Source organism: Treponema porcinum (assembly GCF_900167145.1).
GTDB lineage: Bacteria > Spirochaetota > Spirochaetia > Treponematales > Treponemataceae > Treponema_D > Treponema_D porcinum.
In genome coordinates, this window is record NZ_FUWG01000014.1 from 19,533 (window position 1) to 36,924 (window position 17,392).

Consider the following 17,392-nt stretch of genomic DNA (forward strand, 5'->3'; position numbering starts at 1 on the left):
ATCACTTCTTATTGAAAATAAACAGATTTATCAATATACTTTATAATATGTTTAGCACAAATAAATTGATTGCCGCTATAATTTTTGCGGCTGCACTACTTACAGACGCGGCAGCATTGCCGTTTAACAGCAAACTTTCCGAAGCAGACAAAGAAACTTTAAACAAAGGCGAAGTTCTTATAAAAAGCATTGACAAATTCAAGAATGCAGCCATTGAAGGCAACAATCCGGGAATTGCAAGAATTACAGAAGAAATAAAAGAACTTGGACCTAACTATCTTGCCGAAATCATACAGATACGTCCGTATGAAGGAAACGAAGACCTGATGCAGAAGATGCGCATCGTTCTTGAGGATATTCCGAACTACGCAGGAATTCAATATTGGTCTGAACAGCATGAACGGTACTGGGATTTATACAGTTCTGCGTATATCGTCGGACAGGAAAAAATAAGCGATACGGCAGTAAAATACAACGCCGACTTATATATGTCGCCGTTCGGAACAATTCATTCACCTATCCTTATCGAGCAGACAGACGACTATCTTTTTTACGTTTCTGGAAATACAAACGACCTTAAATTTGAAGGAAAATTCACCTGCGTAAAAAAGAACAATATGAAATCTGCAATTTTATTGTTCAGGGACGGTGACAACTGGATTCTTTACGGACTTGGCGGCTGTAAGGCAATGAAAGTTGCAATGTTCCAGGAACGGATTGAACGTTCGTTCATCAACAGAATAAAGACATTCTGTAATTATGTCTTTACAAAAATCTAAACCGGAAGTACAAAATGATCTGGCTCATCGGTGCAAAAGGAATGCTGGGAACGCACGTTGCCAGGCTTTTAACGGAAAAAGACCTCTTCTGGACAGGTTCCGGCAGTGAAGTTGATATTTCAAATCCGGCGGCTGTTGAAAATTTTATAACGTCAACAGAAACAAATTACTATCTTTCTTCACATAAAAAATTCTCAAATCCGAAAGAACGGAAAATCAACTGGATTATTAACTGCGCCGCATATACGGCAGTTGACAATGCGGAAAACGATGAGGAAAAAGCCCGTGCAGTAAACACAACCGGTGCGCTGAACCTTGCCCGTGCGGCACGAAATCACGGTGCAAAACTCATTCACATATCAACAGACTACGTTTTTGACGGAACGTCAAAAGTACCATATACAGAAGCTGACAAAAAAAATCCGACAGGCGTATACGGCAGGACAAAGTCAGACGGAGAAGACGCAATCTGTTCGTCTATGAGCCAGTATTATATTCTGCGCACTGCGTGGCTGTACGGCTTTTACGGCAAGAATTTTGTCTACACGATGACAAAACTGTTCAACTCAAAAGATGAAATAAGAGTTGTGGAAGATCAGTTCGGAACGCCGACGTATTGTGGAGATTTAGCGTCCGCGATTTTGATGATAATAGAAAAATCAGAAAAGGCAACTTCCGTATTCGGTAAAAACAGCGCGCCTGCTTACGGCATATATCATTTTACAAATGAAGGACAGACTTCCTGGCTTGATTTTGCAAAAAAGATTTATGCAATCGGAAAAAAATGCGGACGCGTTACAAAAGACTGTACAATCACAGGCTGCACGACGGCAGAATACGGCGCAAAAGCACCGCGTCCTGCATATTCCGTTTTAAGCAAGGAAAAAATCCAGAAAGAGCTGCGAATAAAAATTCCTGATTGGGAGCAAAGTCTTAAGGAATTTATGAGCGACAAACGTTTTGAAATACAATAGTTCTTCCGTAGATTTACTCAATTTTTCCGTAAGACTGCCGTCTGTTTTTTTATGCTTTCAAAAAACTTTAGTAAAATTCTCACTGAGTTTTCCATAAAAAGTCAGTGAGTTTTTTAAAATTCTCACTGACTTTTAAAAAATTCTCAGTGAGAATTTTCATATTGAATTCCGTGCAGTTAATGAAAACAGACCTCTACTTAAGTTTTTCGTACTGAACTGTACGGCGCATTGTTTCCGTTTCAACAGTATTCCTGCCGTACTCTTCCACCAAAGTCGGAACATTTCTGTACAAAGAGCGCCCCAGCGCAATTCCGTCTTCAGAAAGCGTATTTCCCATCGCCTCTAGAATGGTAGGCATAATATCAAAACTTGAAAACTGTCTGTTTTTCTGCACAGTTTCAGGTACATTCTTTAAGTTCCCGGAAGGATTTATGATAATATTCAAAAAATGCCGTGATTCTTCAACCTGTTCCGGCGGAAGAACGCTCAGTTCTTCTATAAAATTATTTTTCGGTGCGCTCAAATAACAGTGATCACCTAAAATAACGACCGTCGTATTTTCATACCACACCTGCGTCTGCACCCACCGCAGAAAATCCGAAAGCTGCCTGTCTGCACAGGAAAGTACGTTCATCATCTGATGGTCAAATTCATCATCGGTACAGGAAGAACATTTAAAGCCGTACGGAAAATGCGTGTCGACAGTAAGAAACTGATAGCAGAACGGAGCTTCCCCGGAACCGAGAACTTCAAGTTCTTTTTTTGCAATTTCATACAGTTTTACGTCTTCAAAGCCCCAGAAAACCTGATAGTCTTTTGGAATAAAACCGTTTTTCTTATACCAGTTTATATCGTGAACTTCAATAGAATGTGACTCAAAAAAAGCATCGCGGTTTTCAAACTGCTTTTCAGAACCAATTGAAAAAATGGATGTATACCCCTGCTCCGAAAGAATATCAGTCAGCGAAACGGCATTCGGAAGGCAGACTGTTTTTCCGTTTTTTTTCAAAAACGGCGCAAAATACGGAACGGCAGTAAGTTTTGAAAGAAGTCCTGCCACAGTCCAGCTTGTACCTTCAAGATTTATTCCGCCGCCGACATTACCGTTATGACTGAAATTCGTATGCGTTTTGGCAAGTTCCTGCAAGTACGGAACAGGCGTTTTTTCAAATACACCGCCGTTTTCAACGTCCGCATAGGAGGACTCCATTGATTCCATAAAAACGACGATAAGATTGCGCTTTTTTGCAGGCGGAGTTACAGTAACCGATGACGGTTCTATATAATTTTCCTCATAGAATTCTGAGTAAACAGGAGCGGCTTTTACAGAACAGGCAATAAGCGGATAGCGCCACGCCTTGAATATAACAATTGCAGTAAGGAATGTTCCGGCGCATAAAATACCGGAAACAGCGCAGATACGGCGGATTTTTACGTTTACACCGCGTCTGGATAAAAACAGAAGCATAATACGGTATGCTGCAAATATAAAAATTGCAGGAAGCACAAAACCTTTTATTATTGAAAGAGCAGTTCCAGAATCGTGCCCGGAAACGTCAGAAGTCATTACAAAATAGACAGTCCTGTTCTGAGTCATCGGGTAGTTACGGCGCGCCCAGCGGATTGCAAACGCAGTAGCGGCAGAAAGAAGAATGAGTAAGTCAGAGATAATATTATATATGATGATTTTTTTACGTTTATCCAAAAAAAGCCTCCTGTTGCAGAACAAAAATGTATCACAAAGGAGGCTTTATTTCAATTTAATCGTAATTTTTATCTTATCAGCCCTTACAGTCCGATTGATTTCATATATTCCGTAAGTTTTCCGCAGAAGCACTGCATTTCTTCCGGCTGGATGTCGCCGATATTTGCAATGCGGAACGTATTTATGTTTCCAAGTTTTCCCGGATAAATAGTGAACGCATATTCCTTTGCAAAATCATGCAGACCTTCAAAACTGTAGTCAGGAACGTCAGGCTCAAGAATTGCCGTAATAAGATGGCTCTGATTTTCTTCTTTTACGAGCATTTTTAGTCCGAGTTTCTTCACCGTATCAACAAGAATGTTCCAGCAGGCCGTATAGCGTTCCGCACGCTTTTCAACAGTTTCAACTTCTGTTTCAATAATCGCCTGTCGCAGTGCATAGAACGTCTGAACCGGCGGAGTAAAGCGCGTCTGTTTTGTCTTCTGGAAATACTGGTACTGATCCCACAAATTCAGATAGTAATTCCGTATCGGAATATCTTTTGTTGCTTCAAGCGCTTTTTTATTGCAGATAACAAAACCGACTCCTGCCATTCCCTGAATGTTCTTGTTTGAAGTTGAAGCCATAAAATCAATGCCGAGAGTCTTCAAATCCATCGGAATTCCGCAGTATGCACTCACTGCATCAACAATCGTCGTCATTCCGAAAGAATGTGCCATTGTGCAGATTTCTCCGATCGGATTTAAAAGTCCTGTGGTCGTTTCGTGATAAACGGCTGCAAGGTGCGTATATTTTTTTGAAGAAAGAACTTTCTCAAGCGCCTTTAAGTCAATAGGCTCGTATGTAGAACTTTCAAATACGTCAAAATTCAGTTTGTGGACTTTTGCAATCTTTGCAAGGCGGTTTCCGTAGCTTCCGTTGTCTATTACAAGAAGCCTGCCGTCCTCAGGAACAACGGAACAGACCATTGCCTCGTCAGCGCCCGTTCCCGAGCAGCCGAACATAACGGTCGTATATTCATCTGTACTGGCAGCAAAAGAAGTCAGTTTTTCTGCGCACCATTCCATAAGTCCGCCGAATTCAAGTTCGCGCGGACAAATATCGCTCTGTACCTGCGCATATTTTACGCTGTCTGTTGTAGTTGCAGGTCCGGGATTAAGAAGGACTTCACGGCGGATATTCTGAAGTTCCTCATTTTCCTTAATGCGCGGATAAATCTGGTTCAGCGCGCGGTCAAGCATAGACTCATCATCAATTTCAGTCCATGCATAATATTCAACTTTATGAACAAACACAGGCTCGCCGGAAATGCTGACCTGTTTCAGAGCAGATTCATAGTCAAGCTTGATAAGGCTTTTGTCCGATTTATAATACGCCATCATCTTGTCAAGGCAGGATTTTGAAATTCTTGTAATTCCGACAAGTTCTCCGCTTGGATTAGGAATAATCTCCTTGTTCTTGCTGACTTCATACAAAACGCCGTCATCATCTGCGGCAAGATAAACTTCGTCGTGGCTGTTTGATTTTCCGCTTGCAAGAATAACGTTCGGACGCTGTTCGTTCTGAAGAACTTTCAGTCCGACAGAATCATATACAAGATCGCTTTCAAGCAGCAAAAAATCACCTTTTATGTACGGAACGCAGACTTCAAGAGTTCCCATACTGCTTGTGTTCATATAATTGTCATTCCGGACAGTTTTTATAATGTGATATTTTTCTGCAAGTTCGTCATAATATTCACTGCAATGCCCTGTTCCGATAATGATTTCCTCAATTCCTGCGGCAATCAGCTTCTGAACGGAACGCTCCACCATAGGAACGCCGTCAATTTCAATAAATCCTTTCGGCATAAGCTTCGTTCTGTCTCCAAAGCGTGAGCCGAGTCCGCCTGCAACTATAACTGCCTGTCTAATCATAAATAACCTCTTACTGCCAGAAATGCTATTTCAAAAACGCCATCAGGGCATTCTTATTTTCAACTGGAGTTGATTTCGGTCTGCCCAAGTCCTTTCGTGCGCCTTTCGTAACAAGCACTTCAACGAACGTCAGTGTACTCTTTGTATCGTTGTCTTTCAATACTGCATCAAGTTCTTCCGGAGTTTCAACCTTCACGACATTTTCATAGCCGCATCCGGCTGCAACGGCGCATAAATCAATCTGCCTTCCGACAGTCGGCTGTCCGCCTACGCTGTCGTGTGCGCCGTTATTAAGCACAAAATGAACCATATTTGACGGAGAACGCGTACCGATTGTGGCAAGTCCGCCCATCTGCATAATCGCCGCTCCGTCGCCGTCAATGCAATAAACGGAACGGTCTTTTTTCTGCATTGCAATGGAAAGTGCAATCTGGCTTGCGTGTCCCATTGACCCTACAGTAAGAAAATCGCGCTCGTGTCCCATACCGTGCTTTTCGCGAAGCTCGTACAGTTCGCGGCTTGCCATTCCTGTTGTAGAAACAAAAACGGTGCGCTCGTCCGCACTTAACATAATTTTTTCAATTGCCTGTTCGCGGCTCATCGAACCTGCTACGGTAACGTTATTTTTAAGCGTATATTCATCAAAAGTACCTTTTCGTATTACAAGTGCAAACGGCGCGCTGTTCTTCCTGATATATGCGTATGCTTTTTCAAGAACGGCAGGCAAATCCGCCTCGTCCGTGCCTAGCACCTCATACGGAACCTGCATTGCATCAAGCAGGGCGCACGTTACTTTTCCCTGCTTTACGTGCTGAGGTTCGTCGTGTACGCCCGGTTCGCCGCGCCAGCCTATTACGATAAGCATAGGAACGGAGTAAACATCCGGGTCAACAAGAGAAAGCAGCGGATTTATCATATTTCCCTCGCCGGAATTCTGCATATAGATGAGTGGAATTTTTCCTGTGGCAAAATGGTAGCCGGCAGCAAGAGCCGCTGCGCTCCCCTCGTTCGCCGAAATAATGTGCTTTTCTGCAGGTGCATTGTCCGTAATGTATGCGCAGAAATTTTTAAGCAGGGAGTCAGGAACGCCTGCAAAAAAATCCGTTCCGTTCTGTATCAGCATATCATAAAAAGTCGATGGTCTTATCATTTCAGTTTCCTTTGTATTTTTTGAAAAAATTTATTTTGTTCCCGGAATAAGCTCAAGAATCTGCTTTATCGGCATACAGATGTCATTAACCTCAAGTGAACGCTCTGCCTGCAAAATAGTTTCTGCGCACTTCACCATAGCCGGATACGCGGCGCGAAGCATATGGTTTGCATAGATTACTACGTTTGCACCCCAGGAAGCTAGTTCTGCTTCCGTAAACTGATTGTAAGTCGTAGGAACGAGTACAATCGGAATAGATTTGTATTCCGCGCGGAATTTTTCGCAGAATTCCTTTATATCCATACCGGACTTGTCTTTTGAGTGAATCATAATTCCGTCTGCACCGGCTTTTACGGCGGCAAACGCTTTTTTTACAGCTTCGTCCACAGAATAGCCGGCAATGATTTCTTCAATACGGGCAATAATCATAAAGTCTTTAGTAACCTGCGCCTTTTTTCCCGCACTGATTTTTTCGCAGAATTCTTCCTCAGTGGCAAGAACCTGCTTTGCCTCTGTTCCGAAAAGCGAATTTTTCTTAAGTCCTTTTTTATCCTCGATGATGACGGCACTTACACCGTTCCGCTCAAGCGTCCGCACCGTGAACACAAAATGCTCTGGTATTCCGCCTGTATCGCCGTCGTAAATAATCGGTTTTGTAGTACATTCAAGTATATCCGTAAGGCTCTGCATTCGCGTCGTAAGGTCTACAGCCTCGATGTCTGGCTTTCCTTTGTCCGTAGAATCGGTAAGTGATGACGACCACATTCCGTCAAATTGATGAAGTCCGTCTTCTTTCTGAATCTGCGTATTTTCAATGATAAGTCCCGTAAGCCCGGAATGAGCTTCCATAATCCTGACAATCGGTTTTGCGGCAATCAGGCGGCGGAGCGTTGCACGGCGGACATCAGGCGTCGTTCCGATGATGTTTGCATTTTCAACAAGAGCCGTAGAGTTTATTCCCTGCGTATACGGAATTTCTATGACCTGACCGCCCCATTCCTTCATAACTTCAAGGACTTCCTCTCGAATTCCGCTCAGGTAGTTTGTCTTCCAGTCGTCGCCGTGAATCATAAATTCGGGCTTCAGTTTCTGAAGATTAGGAACGTAGCTCCAGTCATTCTGAGGAATTACCTCTGAAACGTTCTTTATGTTTTCTACAACGTCCTTGCGCTGTTCGTATGAAAGATACGGAAGCCGCTTGTGATTTACAATTGCCTTGTCAGTTAAAAGACCGACGACGACATCTCCGTATTTTGCCCCTTCATTGATAATATTGATAATTCCAGGGTGAATGATGTCACCTGTAAGACCAAGATAGACTTTTTTTGCCAAAATAAACTCCTTTGAACAGCAATTTTGTTCAAAAATATATGATTTTAGATTAGGTATATAAAATATCACCCAGAATGTAAATGGTTTTTGTTCAAAATTACATATTTTTTATTATATTTTGAACATCAAACGGCAAATATATTTACTAAAACGGCAAATTCCTGTACAGTACAAAAGTATCTTCTTATTGGAGGCAGTCATTGCTTGAACTGAAAAACATAAAAAAATCGTTTGACGGTATAACGATTTTGAACGATATTTCTATCTCAATCGGGGATGCAGAGATTGTTTCCATTCTCGGCTCATCAGGAAGCGGAAAGACGACGCTTCTCAATTTGATTTTGGGCATAACTCAGCCGGACTCAGGAACGATTTTGTTCAACGGTGAAGACATAACGAAAAAGCCGATGGAACTGCGCGACTTCAATATTGTTTTTCAGGACTACGCGCTTTTCCCTAATCTTAACGCCTATAAAAACATCACCTACGGCTTGAGGAATTTCCCGGACCGCTCAACAAAAGAAGAAGTTGATTCTCTGATAGAACTTCTGGGACTGAAAGACCAGCTTGATAAAAAAATCGACAAGCTTTCCGGCGGACAGAAGCAGCGCGTAGCACTTGCGCGGACAATGGTTATGAAACCGAAAATTCTTCTTCTTGACGAACCGCTTTCTGCTCTTGACGGAGTAATAAAGGAATCAATAAAAGAAAAAATCGTTACAATCGCAAAAGATTTTCATCTGACAACGATTATCGTAACGCACGACCCGGAAGAAGCACTTACAATAAGCGACAAAGTGCTCATCATAAACAAAGGAAACATAGAGCAGTTCGGAACTCCTGACGAAATAATAAACAGTCCGGCAAGCGATTTTGTAAATGATTTTATACTCAAACAGCTTACAATAAAGAAAAACAATATTTTCAAGCTTTTTGACGAAAAAAGGAACGGAAATGCGCAACAAGCAGATTAATACAGTATATGCAGTCGTCCTGCTTTTTTTCACACTGTTTATCGTTCTTCCGGCGTTTTTTATTTTCAAAAACGCTTTCTCCGTACCGGGCGGCCTGTCGCTCGTCCATTTCCGGGACGTTTTCGTACAGGGAAAACTGGCTCAGGCATTCTGGAACAGCACAAAAGTGTCGGCTGTAAGTGCAGTAATCACTACTTTCCTTGCATTCATTCTTGCCTACACAGAAAACTTTACCAATCTTCCGTCCGCCCTCAAAAAACTGCTCCGGACATGCGCCGTTTTTCCAATGCTGCTTCCGACAATCACATACGGTTTTGCAATCATCTACTCGTTTGGAAAAACAGGACTGATTACAAAAGTAATCGGAAGGCAGCTTTTTGATTTCTACGGCTTTAACGGCCTTGTTTTCGGCTACGTAATCTACACGCTTCCTATTTCGTTTACACTTACCAAAAATACGATGGCATACATCGATAAGCGTTATATGGTTGTATGCAGGATTATGGGCGACAGCGCACTTAAATGCTTTTACACCGCCGTACTTCAGCCGCTGTGGGGAACAATCGCCGTTTCTGTAGTGCAGGCATTCTTCCTGTCGTTCACGGACTTCGGTATACCGGCATCAATCGGCGGACGTTATACTGTCATCGCAGAACTTTTGTACAATACGATGCTCGGAAGCCTTCCGAATTTCAATCAGGGCGCAGTCATTGCAATCATAATGCTGCTTCCGTCAATCGTAAGCATTCTTCTTCTGAACTATCTTCAGAAGTTCAACGTACGCTACAACAAAATCACAAAAATCGAAATGAAAAAAAATCCGGCGCGCGATATAATCCTTGCACTTGTTTCAGCGGCAATAATTACCTGCATTCTTTCGATTTTTGCAGTAGTATTCGTTGCACCGTTCGTTCAGGAATGGCCGTACAATATGAACGGAACGCTCAAAAACCTTAAATCAGTATTTGCAGACTCAAATCTGGTACGCGTTTTCACTAATTCGCTCATCATAAGCTTCTTCACCGCACTTTTAGGAACGATGCTTGTTTACGCAAGCGCCCTTGTAACGACCAGAAGCAGGCTTCATCCTCACGGAACGCTTATCATCGAGTCAATCGCGCAGATAACGAACACCATTCCGGGAATGGTTCTTGGAATTGCGTTTCTTCTTACTTTCAAAAAAACATTTCTGCGGAACACTATGGCAATTCTTGTTTTCTGCAATATGATTCACTTTTTTGCAACGCCTTTCCTTATGATGAAAGGCACGCTTGACAAAATGAACGAAAGCTGGGAAACGACGGCGGCAATTCTGGGCGACAACTGGATAAAAACAGTCGTCCGCATAATTACGCCTAACATTCTGCCTACGCTTCTTGAAGTATTCTGCTACCTTTTCATAAACGGAATGGTTACGATAAGCGCAGTAGTTTTCATTGCCGGGGCAAAAACAATGGTAATTACCACAAAAATTCAGGAGCTTCAGCATTTTGCAAAATTCAATGAAATATTCATTCTGTCGCTTCTGATTCTCATAACGAATTTGATTATAAAGACGGTCAAAGGCATCGCACATCAGCAGCCTCACCGGAAGCGACAGGGACTTCCCCTTTCGCACGAATAAAAATTATATACCAAAGAGGTACAGGAAATGAAAAAAATTATTTCAGTTCTTATTTCAGCGGCTGTTCTTCTGTCTTTTGGCGGCTGCCGAAAAAACGGTTCTACAGCGGAAAAACAGGTCATCATCTATTCAAATGCGGACGATGAAGCAGTCGTTTCCATTAAAAAAGCTCTGGACGAAAACGGCTTTGAAGGAAAATACATTCTGCAGTCATTCGGGACAAGCGAACTGGGCGGAAAACTTTTTGCCGAAGGCGCAGACATTGAAGCTGACCTTATTACGATGAGTTCTTTCTATATTGAAAGCGCACAGAAAACAAACAAAATGTTCAGGGATCTTGAATTTGAAACAGCCTGTACGACAGCACATCCGTCTTTTTATACGCCGATGCTTGCAATTCAGGGCGCCGTTATCGTAAATACAAAAATGCTTGCGGACGGCGAACTTTCATATCCTAAAAGCATAAAGGACATCGGAAATCCGGAATACAAGAACAACATCAGCGTAGTTGATCTGCAAGGAAGCACGACTGCCTGGCTTATGGTGCAGGCGCTCATCGAATCTTACGGAGAAGCTGGTGCAAAGGAAGCACTTAAGGCAATATATGAAAACGCAGGTCCGCACCTCGAACTTAGCGGTTCTGGTCCTATAAAGAAAGTTCGTGCAGGTGAAGTAGCAGTAGGTTTCGGTCTGCGCCATCAGGCAGTCCGCGACAAAAAAGCCGGTCTTCCGATTGACTTCATTGACCCGACTGAAGGAAACTACAACCTTACAGAATCTGTTGCCGTCATCAACAAGGCAAAAAAATACAATCCGCTTGCAATGGAAATGGCGCAGACAATTATTGAAAAAGGACGCGAAAATATCATAAAGGATTATCCGGTCGTTCTTTATGAAGGTGAAACTGTAGACAAAGAAAATCAGGCATCAAACAGCAGGACGTATTCAGAACCTCTGACAACAGAACTTCTGAAAGAGCACATTCAGCTTAGCGAAAGCTGTAAATAAAAAACCGTTCAGCCTCCGTAATTTTACGGAAGCTGAACATATAGACACCATACCGATTTTAAATTAAAATCGGTATATATGACTTCTCAAGATTTTATCAAATATTTTAAAAAAACGTATAAGAACCGGACAAGTTCCTTTCTGTCCGGCCTTATGCTGATGATAGTCGACGCAATATCCCTCTTTCTTTGCATAGGTCTTTCTTTCTTCATCATAAACCTGTGCAATCCGTCTGCAATCAATTTCAGGTCATTCATTTACTATGCATATTATTTTCCGCTCATACTCATCGTATACTACGCAGCAGGTCTGTATCCGGGCATTATGATTTCTCCGTCTGAAGAAGTCCGCAAACTTACGACCTGTTCAATTTTCTGCTTTTTCGGAATATGCGCAAGCATCGTCCTTCAGCAGGAAGACGGACTTTTCGCATTTACATACAATATCGTGCGCGACAGTTCAAATTTCGGCGTCATCTGCGCATTCATTCTTGCCATTCCGATTACAGCGATAGGAATGCCGGCGTCCAGGGAAATCGGCAGGCATACTTTCGGAAAAAGCAAATGGTGGGGCGTACCGGCCGTCATTTACTGTACCGGCGACAGCGGTGATGAAGTAATTTCACGACTTATAAAACGCAATGATTTGGGTTACAAGCCGGCCGTCATCATAAACAGCAGGAATACTGACTGCACGATGTATGATGACATTCCTGTATTTCCGGAATCTTCTGACATTCTTGAAGCCATAAAGCAGCTGAACATAAAAGTTGCCATTATGTGTGACTACGAAGGCGACAAGCACCCTATTATGAATTCCTACCGCTACACGATAACGGTTCAGAAAAATCAGGAACTGTCCAGCACAATGCAGCTTCGCGACATAGGAGGAATTCTGGGATTTTCAACCACGCATAACCTCACAAAAAAACTGAACCTGTTTGTAAAGCGGCTTATCGATCTTATTATTATTTTTATTTCCGCACTGTTTGTCATTCCTGTAATGCTTATTATTGCAGTCCTTATAAAAATAACATCAAAAGGACCTGTTTTCTACGGACACAAGCGAGTCGGAAAAAACGGAAAAGAAATTACCTGCTGGAAATTCCGTTCTATGTACGTAAATTCGCAGGAAATGCTTGAAGAAATCCTTAAAAACGATCCGGAACGCAGGGAAGAATGGGAGCGTGACAGAAAATTCGTAAATGATCCGCGCGTAACGAAATTCGGAAAATTCCTGCGGAAAACAAGCCTTGACGAACTTCCGCAGTTTATAAACATTCTTACAGGAAATATGAGTTTTGTAGGACCGCGTCCAGTAACAAAAGAAGAACTTGAAAAATACGGAGAAAACGCAGGTTTCATTCTTTCTGTAACGCCGGGGCTTTCAGGAATGTGGCAGATCTCAGGAAGATCAGATACAGGATACGAAGAGCGGATTTATCTTGATACATTCTACATTCAGAACTGGTCTATATGGCTTGATTTATGGATTATCATACGCACGGTGTGGGTTGTAATAAATGGAAAAGGCGCTTACTAAATGAAAAAAACGATATTACTCGCAGTATTGTTGTGCATATCTTCTGTTGCATTTGCAGACAAATATATTATCAGGGACGTTGAGTACGATGTAAAAGGCATAACGCGCCCCTACGCGATTGAAACAAAAGTTCTTGTAGATAAGAAACTCGTTTTTAAGAATGAAGACGAATTGATGGACTACATAAACGATTATTCCCAAAAACTAGAAAATACGCGCGTTTTTGAAAAGATTTCCGTAGATTTTTCATTAAAAGAACATTCTCAAGAAGAAACAGAGTCCAGCGAAAACACAGAAACGCTGTATGACGTCTATCTTAAAGTCAGCACAAAAGATTCGAAGCATCTGCTTGCCGTTCCCTACCCTAAATATGACTCAAACAACGGATTCAGCCTGAGGCTTAAAGCAAAGGATACGAATTTTCTAGGCTCAATGGAAGAAATGGCAGGAGATTTTAACTTTGCCATTGAACAAGATAATGAGAATGATGATCCGGAATATAAATTCGGTTTCAATATGGAGTTTGCAACTCCGTTCCGACTGTGGAAATTCAATGCTTCCTGGGTAAATGACATTGAAGTGTCCTATACGCTCGGAGAATCAACTCCTGAATGGAACTTGCAAACCGGACTCGACTTAGAACTGCCGTTTGATGCATTTTCCGTTAAGTTTGCCTTCAACCAGTCATTTATCCGTAATTTAGACTACGAAGATTATGATGAGAACGGCACTATGGTACACTACGGAGACGGTACCTATTTTGTAGAAAATGCAAAAGTTTCTGTTCCTATTATTCTCCAGAAAGTCAGGGACTGGGGAAACATCTATTATACGCCGTATATCGAAGCTACATATAACTGGGATTTTGACGGAATATCTGATTTATATCCGAAATACAAATCAGACGACGGACTGCTTGGACCTGCAATGGAAATCGGACAGTCAATTTCCACAGAGCGAATAAACTGGATTGAAAATTTCAGAAACGGAATGAGTGCAAGCTTTACGGAATCAGTTTCCTATAACTTTGAAACATACACATTTTCTCCTGGCATATCAACGGAACTAAAGGCATACAAAGCATTCAAGCACTTTTGCTTTTCAACAGACATCTATGCATTCGCTTATCTTAATTCAAACGTATCTATAGGAAAAAGGCTGCGAGGAATAAGGGACGAACAGTATTTTGATTCCGATACCGGTGATGGCGACAAAAAAGCCTGTTACACTCCGGGTGCAGTAGTAATCAATCTTGACCTACCGATTAGAATATTTAAAGTACATTGGGAAGATGTACCTGTAATCAAGCATATTCCGTATGTCAGATATTTTGATATGGAAGTTCAACTTTCGCCGTTCATAGACATTGCGTTTATCAAAAACCGTTCTACGGGAACGATTTTTGATTACAGGGACGGATTTTTAGCCGGCGGTATAGAAGCTATTGTCTATCCGCTGAAATGGAAGGGAATTCAAGTACGCGGAAGTCTGGGCGTTGATTTGGGAAGAAAAATGCCTTATATCAAGGGCAAATTAAATCAAGACTGGCGGGATTCTGTAAGCGCGTATGAAATCAGCATAGGAATCGGACTGCATTACTAACGCTTAACGGCAGCCGTAATTACATCCAGCCGGACAGAAGCTTCTGCACGCCAGTATTCTTCCGGCGAATGTTCCTTTAAGATCGTATACAATTTTACGGCAAAGACAGGACATTCATTTTTAAAGGTGTTTTCTGCAAAGTCATTAAAACCTTTCCACACATTGTTTTTAATACCCCACTCCACAATGTCAGTGTATTTGCATGCCTCAATAAAAAGGGAAGAAAGTCCTGCATATTCGAATTCAGGATTGCGCTTTGAAACAACATCATACACTTTGGAAAAACCGGTAAGTGCGCCAAGAGCAGCAGTTGTCAGCGCCCTGTCCTTTTCATTTTTTTCCTGATAATATTCTGACAATAAAAAATAAGCATTCAGCAGACGGAAATTTTCCGTGCGATACATCAAAAAGAATTTCTCCATACAATCCGATTTGACGCTTCGTATAGTAGATTTCATAGCATCAATAAGCCTGTTATTCTTAAAAGCCTTGTCCTGAGAAATTATAAGAACAAGATATTCTTCATATTTTTCAAAATTCTTTTTTGTAAAACTGATGTCTGCTAGAGAATACAGAATATCATATTTTTCATCCGGCACATCAAGAATGGAAGAAAACTCGAACGCTTTTAAGAAAAGCTGTTCTGCCACAGAATATTCTCCTTCAAGCTGATATACACATCCGCTAAGATAATCGGCCTCTGGAAATTCACTTCTGTTTTTTATAAAAGCAATCAATTTTTTTGCAGAATTTTCAAAAAAATCCATCGTATATAATTTTTCGTACCGGAAAAAAATCTCCAGAGCATCATAATCCTGTCTCTCTGAAAGAACCGGCAGTATGTCAGGAATAAAATCTCCTGCCCGTTTTACTTCCTCAGGTTTAAGAGAATTTTCCAAAGTATATACTTCCCATTTTACTTTCTGCTTTCGTGCCGCTTTTGCCCGTTCGACTAATTTCAATGCCAGCCCGTAATCCTGCCGGTCAAACGCAATCTGCGCATCTAAAAAAATACGCTTGTCATCAATAATATAATCAGGTTTTGCTATAGTTTCAGAGAAAATGCAGAAAAACTCAAAGAGCGAAATAAATATAAAAAGGAATGTTTTTTTCATTTTAATATCCTACAAAGACTGAATTTCTTCCCTAAAAGCAGTATCGGCATCTTTTTCCGGAACCGTGCGGACAATCTGCCCTTTCTTAAAAATAATTGCCTTTCCGCCGGCACCGGCAATACCGATGTCAGCATGTTTTCCTTCACCAGGACCATTTACAATGCAGCCCATCACCGCTACCGTTATATTTTTATCCATAGCAAGAAGCTCCGGCTGCCAGCGTTCCACAAAGGAATGTACGTCAAAACCTTCCCTTCCGCAGCGAGGACACGAAACAAGAGTTACGCCGCCGGTACGCCTGCCGCATTCCTTCAGAATATTACGGGCTGCAATCACCTCATTTTCAGGAGTTGAAGACAAACTGACACGGATTGTGTCACCAATATTTTCATTCAAAAGAGTTGAGAAAGCCATCGTAGATTTTACGATGCCGTCAATAAGAGGCCCAGCCTCCGTTACGCCAAGATGAAGCGGATTGTGATATTTCTGCGCATAAAAGCGGTTTGACAGCACAGTTTCTTCAACGCTTGACGATTTCATACTTACAACATACTGGTCAAAATGAAGTTCCTCAAACACAGCAGACTCAATAACGGCTGTTTCGCAAAGAGCTTCCGCCCGTGTCATTTCTCCGGCAGCAACTTTTTTCTGAAGTTCTTTAGGATAACTTCCGGAATTAATTCCGATGCGGATTGCAACACCGTTTTCCCGGCATGCCTCCACCACTTTCCGCGTATTTTCAGCAGAACCTATATTTCCTGGATTTATACGGATTGCAGCAACATTACCTTTAAGGCAATCAAGGGCAAGCCTATAATCAAAATGAATATCTGCAACAAGTGGAACTTCAGTATGGGCAGCAATCCGGCAAAGGGAAGCTGCACTTTTCATATCAGGAACTGCAAAACGGATAATATCACAGCCAAGAAACTGAAGATTATTTATTTTTTTCAGTATTAAATCAAGTTTTTCAGAATTATCGTTTACGTCAGTTATGGGTTCTTTCCACATCGTCTGGATAGAAACCGGATTATTACCGCCGATTCCTATACGTTTTGTAATTCCCTTTCCGCCAATAAAAACTTCTTTTGTAGCCATATATACAGTATAGCATATTTTTCCTGGAATTGACTATAATAATTGACTTCAGAAGTCGTTGTCCGTTAATAAGAAAACAAGCCCCGACGAAAATGACGGGGCTTGTTTTTAAGTGCATAAAACAGTTTTTAGCAGACAATCATTGAGAATACCATTGCGAACAAAGCAACTGTTTCGCACAAACCTACAACCATAATGTACTGGGCAAAACCTTTTCCTGTTTCACCAAGAGCATCAGAACCTGCAGCACCGGCTTTTCCCTGCGCAATAGCAGAAAAACACATAGCAAGACCAGAAGCAATACCAAGTCCAAGAAGGAACCAGGAATCTTTCTGTGAAGCAGCCATAGACTGCATAAGAAGGAAACCGTAGATAGTCTGTGTCAAAGGCGCACCGGCAAATACAGTAAGGATAAACGGAGCAGGCTTGTTATTTACATAACAGCGTTTCCAAGCACCGATTGCACCCTGACCTGCAATACCAATTCCGATTGCTGAACCAATAGCAGCAATACCCATACAAACAGCAGCACCAAGCATTCCAAAATTCATAATTAACTCCTTAAAACAATTC

14 protein-coding genes are annotated in these 17,392 nt (G+C 41.8%); 7 read left to right on the plus strand and 7 right to left on the minus strand.

Features of this window, described 5'->3' with window-relative positions:
* The first annotated feature begins 47 nt into the window (after positions 1-47).
* Positions 48-779, plus strand: coding sequence for a DUF6675 family protein (locus B5D55_RS09225; RefSeq protein ID WP_078933728.1), 732 nt, complete (start codon positions 48-50; stop codon positions 777-779).
* A gap of 14 nt (positions 780-793) precedes the next feature.
* Positions 794-1,753 (plus strand): dTDP-4-dehydrorhamnose reductase, encoded by a 960-nt coding sequence (rfbD, locus tag B5D55_RS09230; protein ID WP_078933729.1) that lies wholly within the window; start codon positions 794-796, stop codon positions 1,751-1,753.
* A 193-nt stretch (positions 1,754-1,946) separates the two neighbouring features.
* Here rfbD and B5D55_RS09235 read toward each other — a convergent pair whose 3' ends face one another.
* The 4 genes from B5D55_RS09235 to aepX form a co-directional block, all read right to left on the minus strand.
* Positions 1,947-3,458: an LTA synthase family protein gene (locus tag B5D55_RS09235; protein WP_078933730.1), complete on the minus strand. Its 1,512-nt coding sequence runs from the start codon at positions 3,456-3,458 to the stop codon at positions 1,947-1,949.
* Positions 3,459-3,541: 83 nt separating this feature from the next.
* Positions 3,542-5,374, minus strand: coding sequence for a 2-aminoethylphosphonate aminotransferase (locus tag B5D55_RS09240; protein WP_078933731.1), 1,833 nt, complete (start codon positions 5,372-5,374; stop codon positions 3,542-3,544).
* Between the two features lie 25 nt (positions 5,375-5,399).
* Positions 5,400-6,524 carry a phosphonopyruvate decarboxylase gene (aepY, locus tag B5D55_RS09245; protein ID WP_078933732.1) on the minus strand — a complete coding sequence of 375 codons (1,125 nt, stop codon included), beginning with the start codon at positions 6,522-6,524 and terminating at the stop codon, positions 5,400-5,402.
* Positions 6,525-6,554: 30 nt separating this feature from the next.
* Positions 6,555-7,856, minus strand: a complete 1,302-nt coding sequence (gene aepX, locus B5D55_RS09250; protein WP_078933733.1) for a phosphoenolpyruvate mutase — start codon at positions 7,854-7,856, stop codon at positions 6,555-6,557.
* Positions 7,857-8,056: 200 nt separating this feature from the next.
* Between aepX and B5D55_RS09255 the strand changes: the two genes are divergently transcribed.
* The 5 genes from B5D55_RS09255 (at position 8,057) to B5D55_RS09275 (ending at position 14,606) form a co-directional block, all read left to right on the plus strand.
* The gene (locus tag B5D55_RS09255; protein WP_078933734.1) at positions 8,057-8,830 is read left to right on the plus strand and encodes an ABC transporter ATP-binding protein; all 774 of its coding nucleotides are present in this window, start codon (positions 8,057-8,059) and stop codon (positions 8,828-8,830) included.
* Positions 8,790-10,454, plus strand: coding sequence for an ABC transporter permease subunit (locus B5D55_RS09260; RefSeq protein WP_200805313.1), 1,665 nt, complete (start codon positions 8,790-8,792; stop codon positions 10,452-10,454). The genes B5D55_RS09255 and B5D55_RS09260 overlap by 41 nt, the downstream gene beginning before the upstream one ends.
* 27 nt (positions 10,455-10,481) lie before the next feature.
* On the plus strand, positions 10,482-11,462 hold the full coding sequence (locus tag B5D55_RS09265; RefSeq protein ID WP_078933736.1) for an ABC transporter substrate-binding protein: 981 nt from the start codon (positions 10,482-10,484) through the stop codon (positions 11,460-11,462).
* 159 nt (positions 11,463-11,621) lie between these two features.
* Positions 11,622-13,004: a sugar transferase gene (locus B5D55_RS09270; RefSeq protein WP_234975418.1), complete on the plus strand. Its 1,383-nt coding sequence runs from the start codon at positions 11,622-11,624 to the stop codon at positions 13,002-13,004.
* A complete protein-coding gene (locus tag B5D55_RS09275) occupies positions 13,005-14,606 on the plus strand; it encodes a hypothetical protein (protein ID WP_078933738.1) in 1,602 nt (533 codons plus the stop codon).
* Here the strand turns inward: B5D55_RS09275 and B5D55_RS09280 are convergent.
* From B5D55_RS09280 to B5D55_RS09290, 3 genes are all read right to left on the minus strand, one after another.
* On the minus strand, positions 14,603-15,721 hold the full coding sequence (locus B5D55_RS09280) for a hypothetical protein (RefSeq protein WP_078933739.1): 1,119 nt from the start codon (positions 15,719-15,721) through the stop codon (positions 14,603-14,605). The genes B5D55_RS09275 and B5D55_RS09280 overlap by 4 nt on opposite strands.
* Positions 15,722-15,730: 9 nt before the next feature.
* A complete protein-coding gene (gene ispG / locus B5D55_RS09285; RefSeq protein WP_078933740.1) occupies positions 15,731-16,819 on the minus strand; it encodes a flavodoxin-dependent (E)-4-hydroxy-3-methylbut-2-enyl-diphosphate synthase in 1,089 nt (362 codons plus the stop codon).
* Positions 16,820-16,947: 128 nt separating this feature from the next.
* The gene (locus B5D55_RS09290; protein WP_078933741.1) at positions 16,948-17,370 is read right to left on the minus strand and encodes a V-type ATP synthase subunit K; all 423 of its coding nucleotides are present in this window, start codon (positions 17,368-17,370) and stop codon (positions 16,948-16,950) included.
* Positions 17,371-17,392 lie beyond the last annotated feature (22 nt).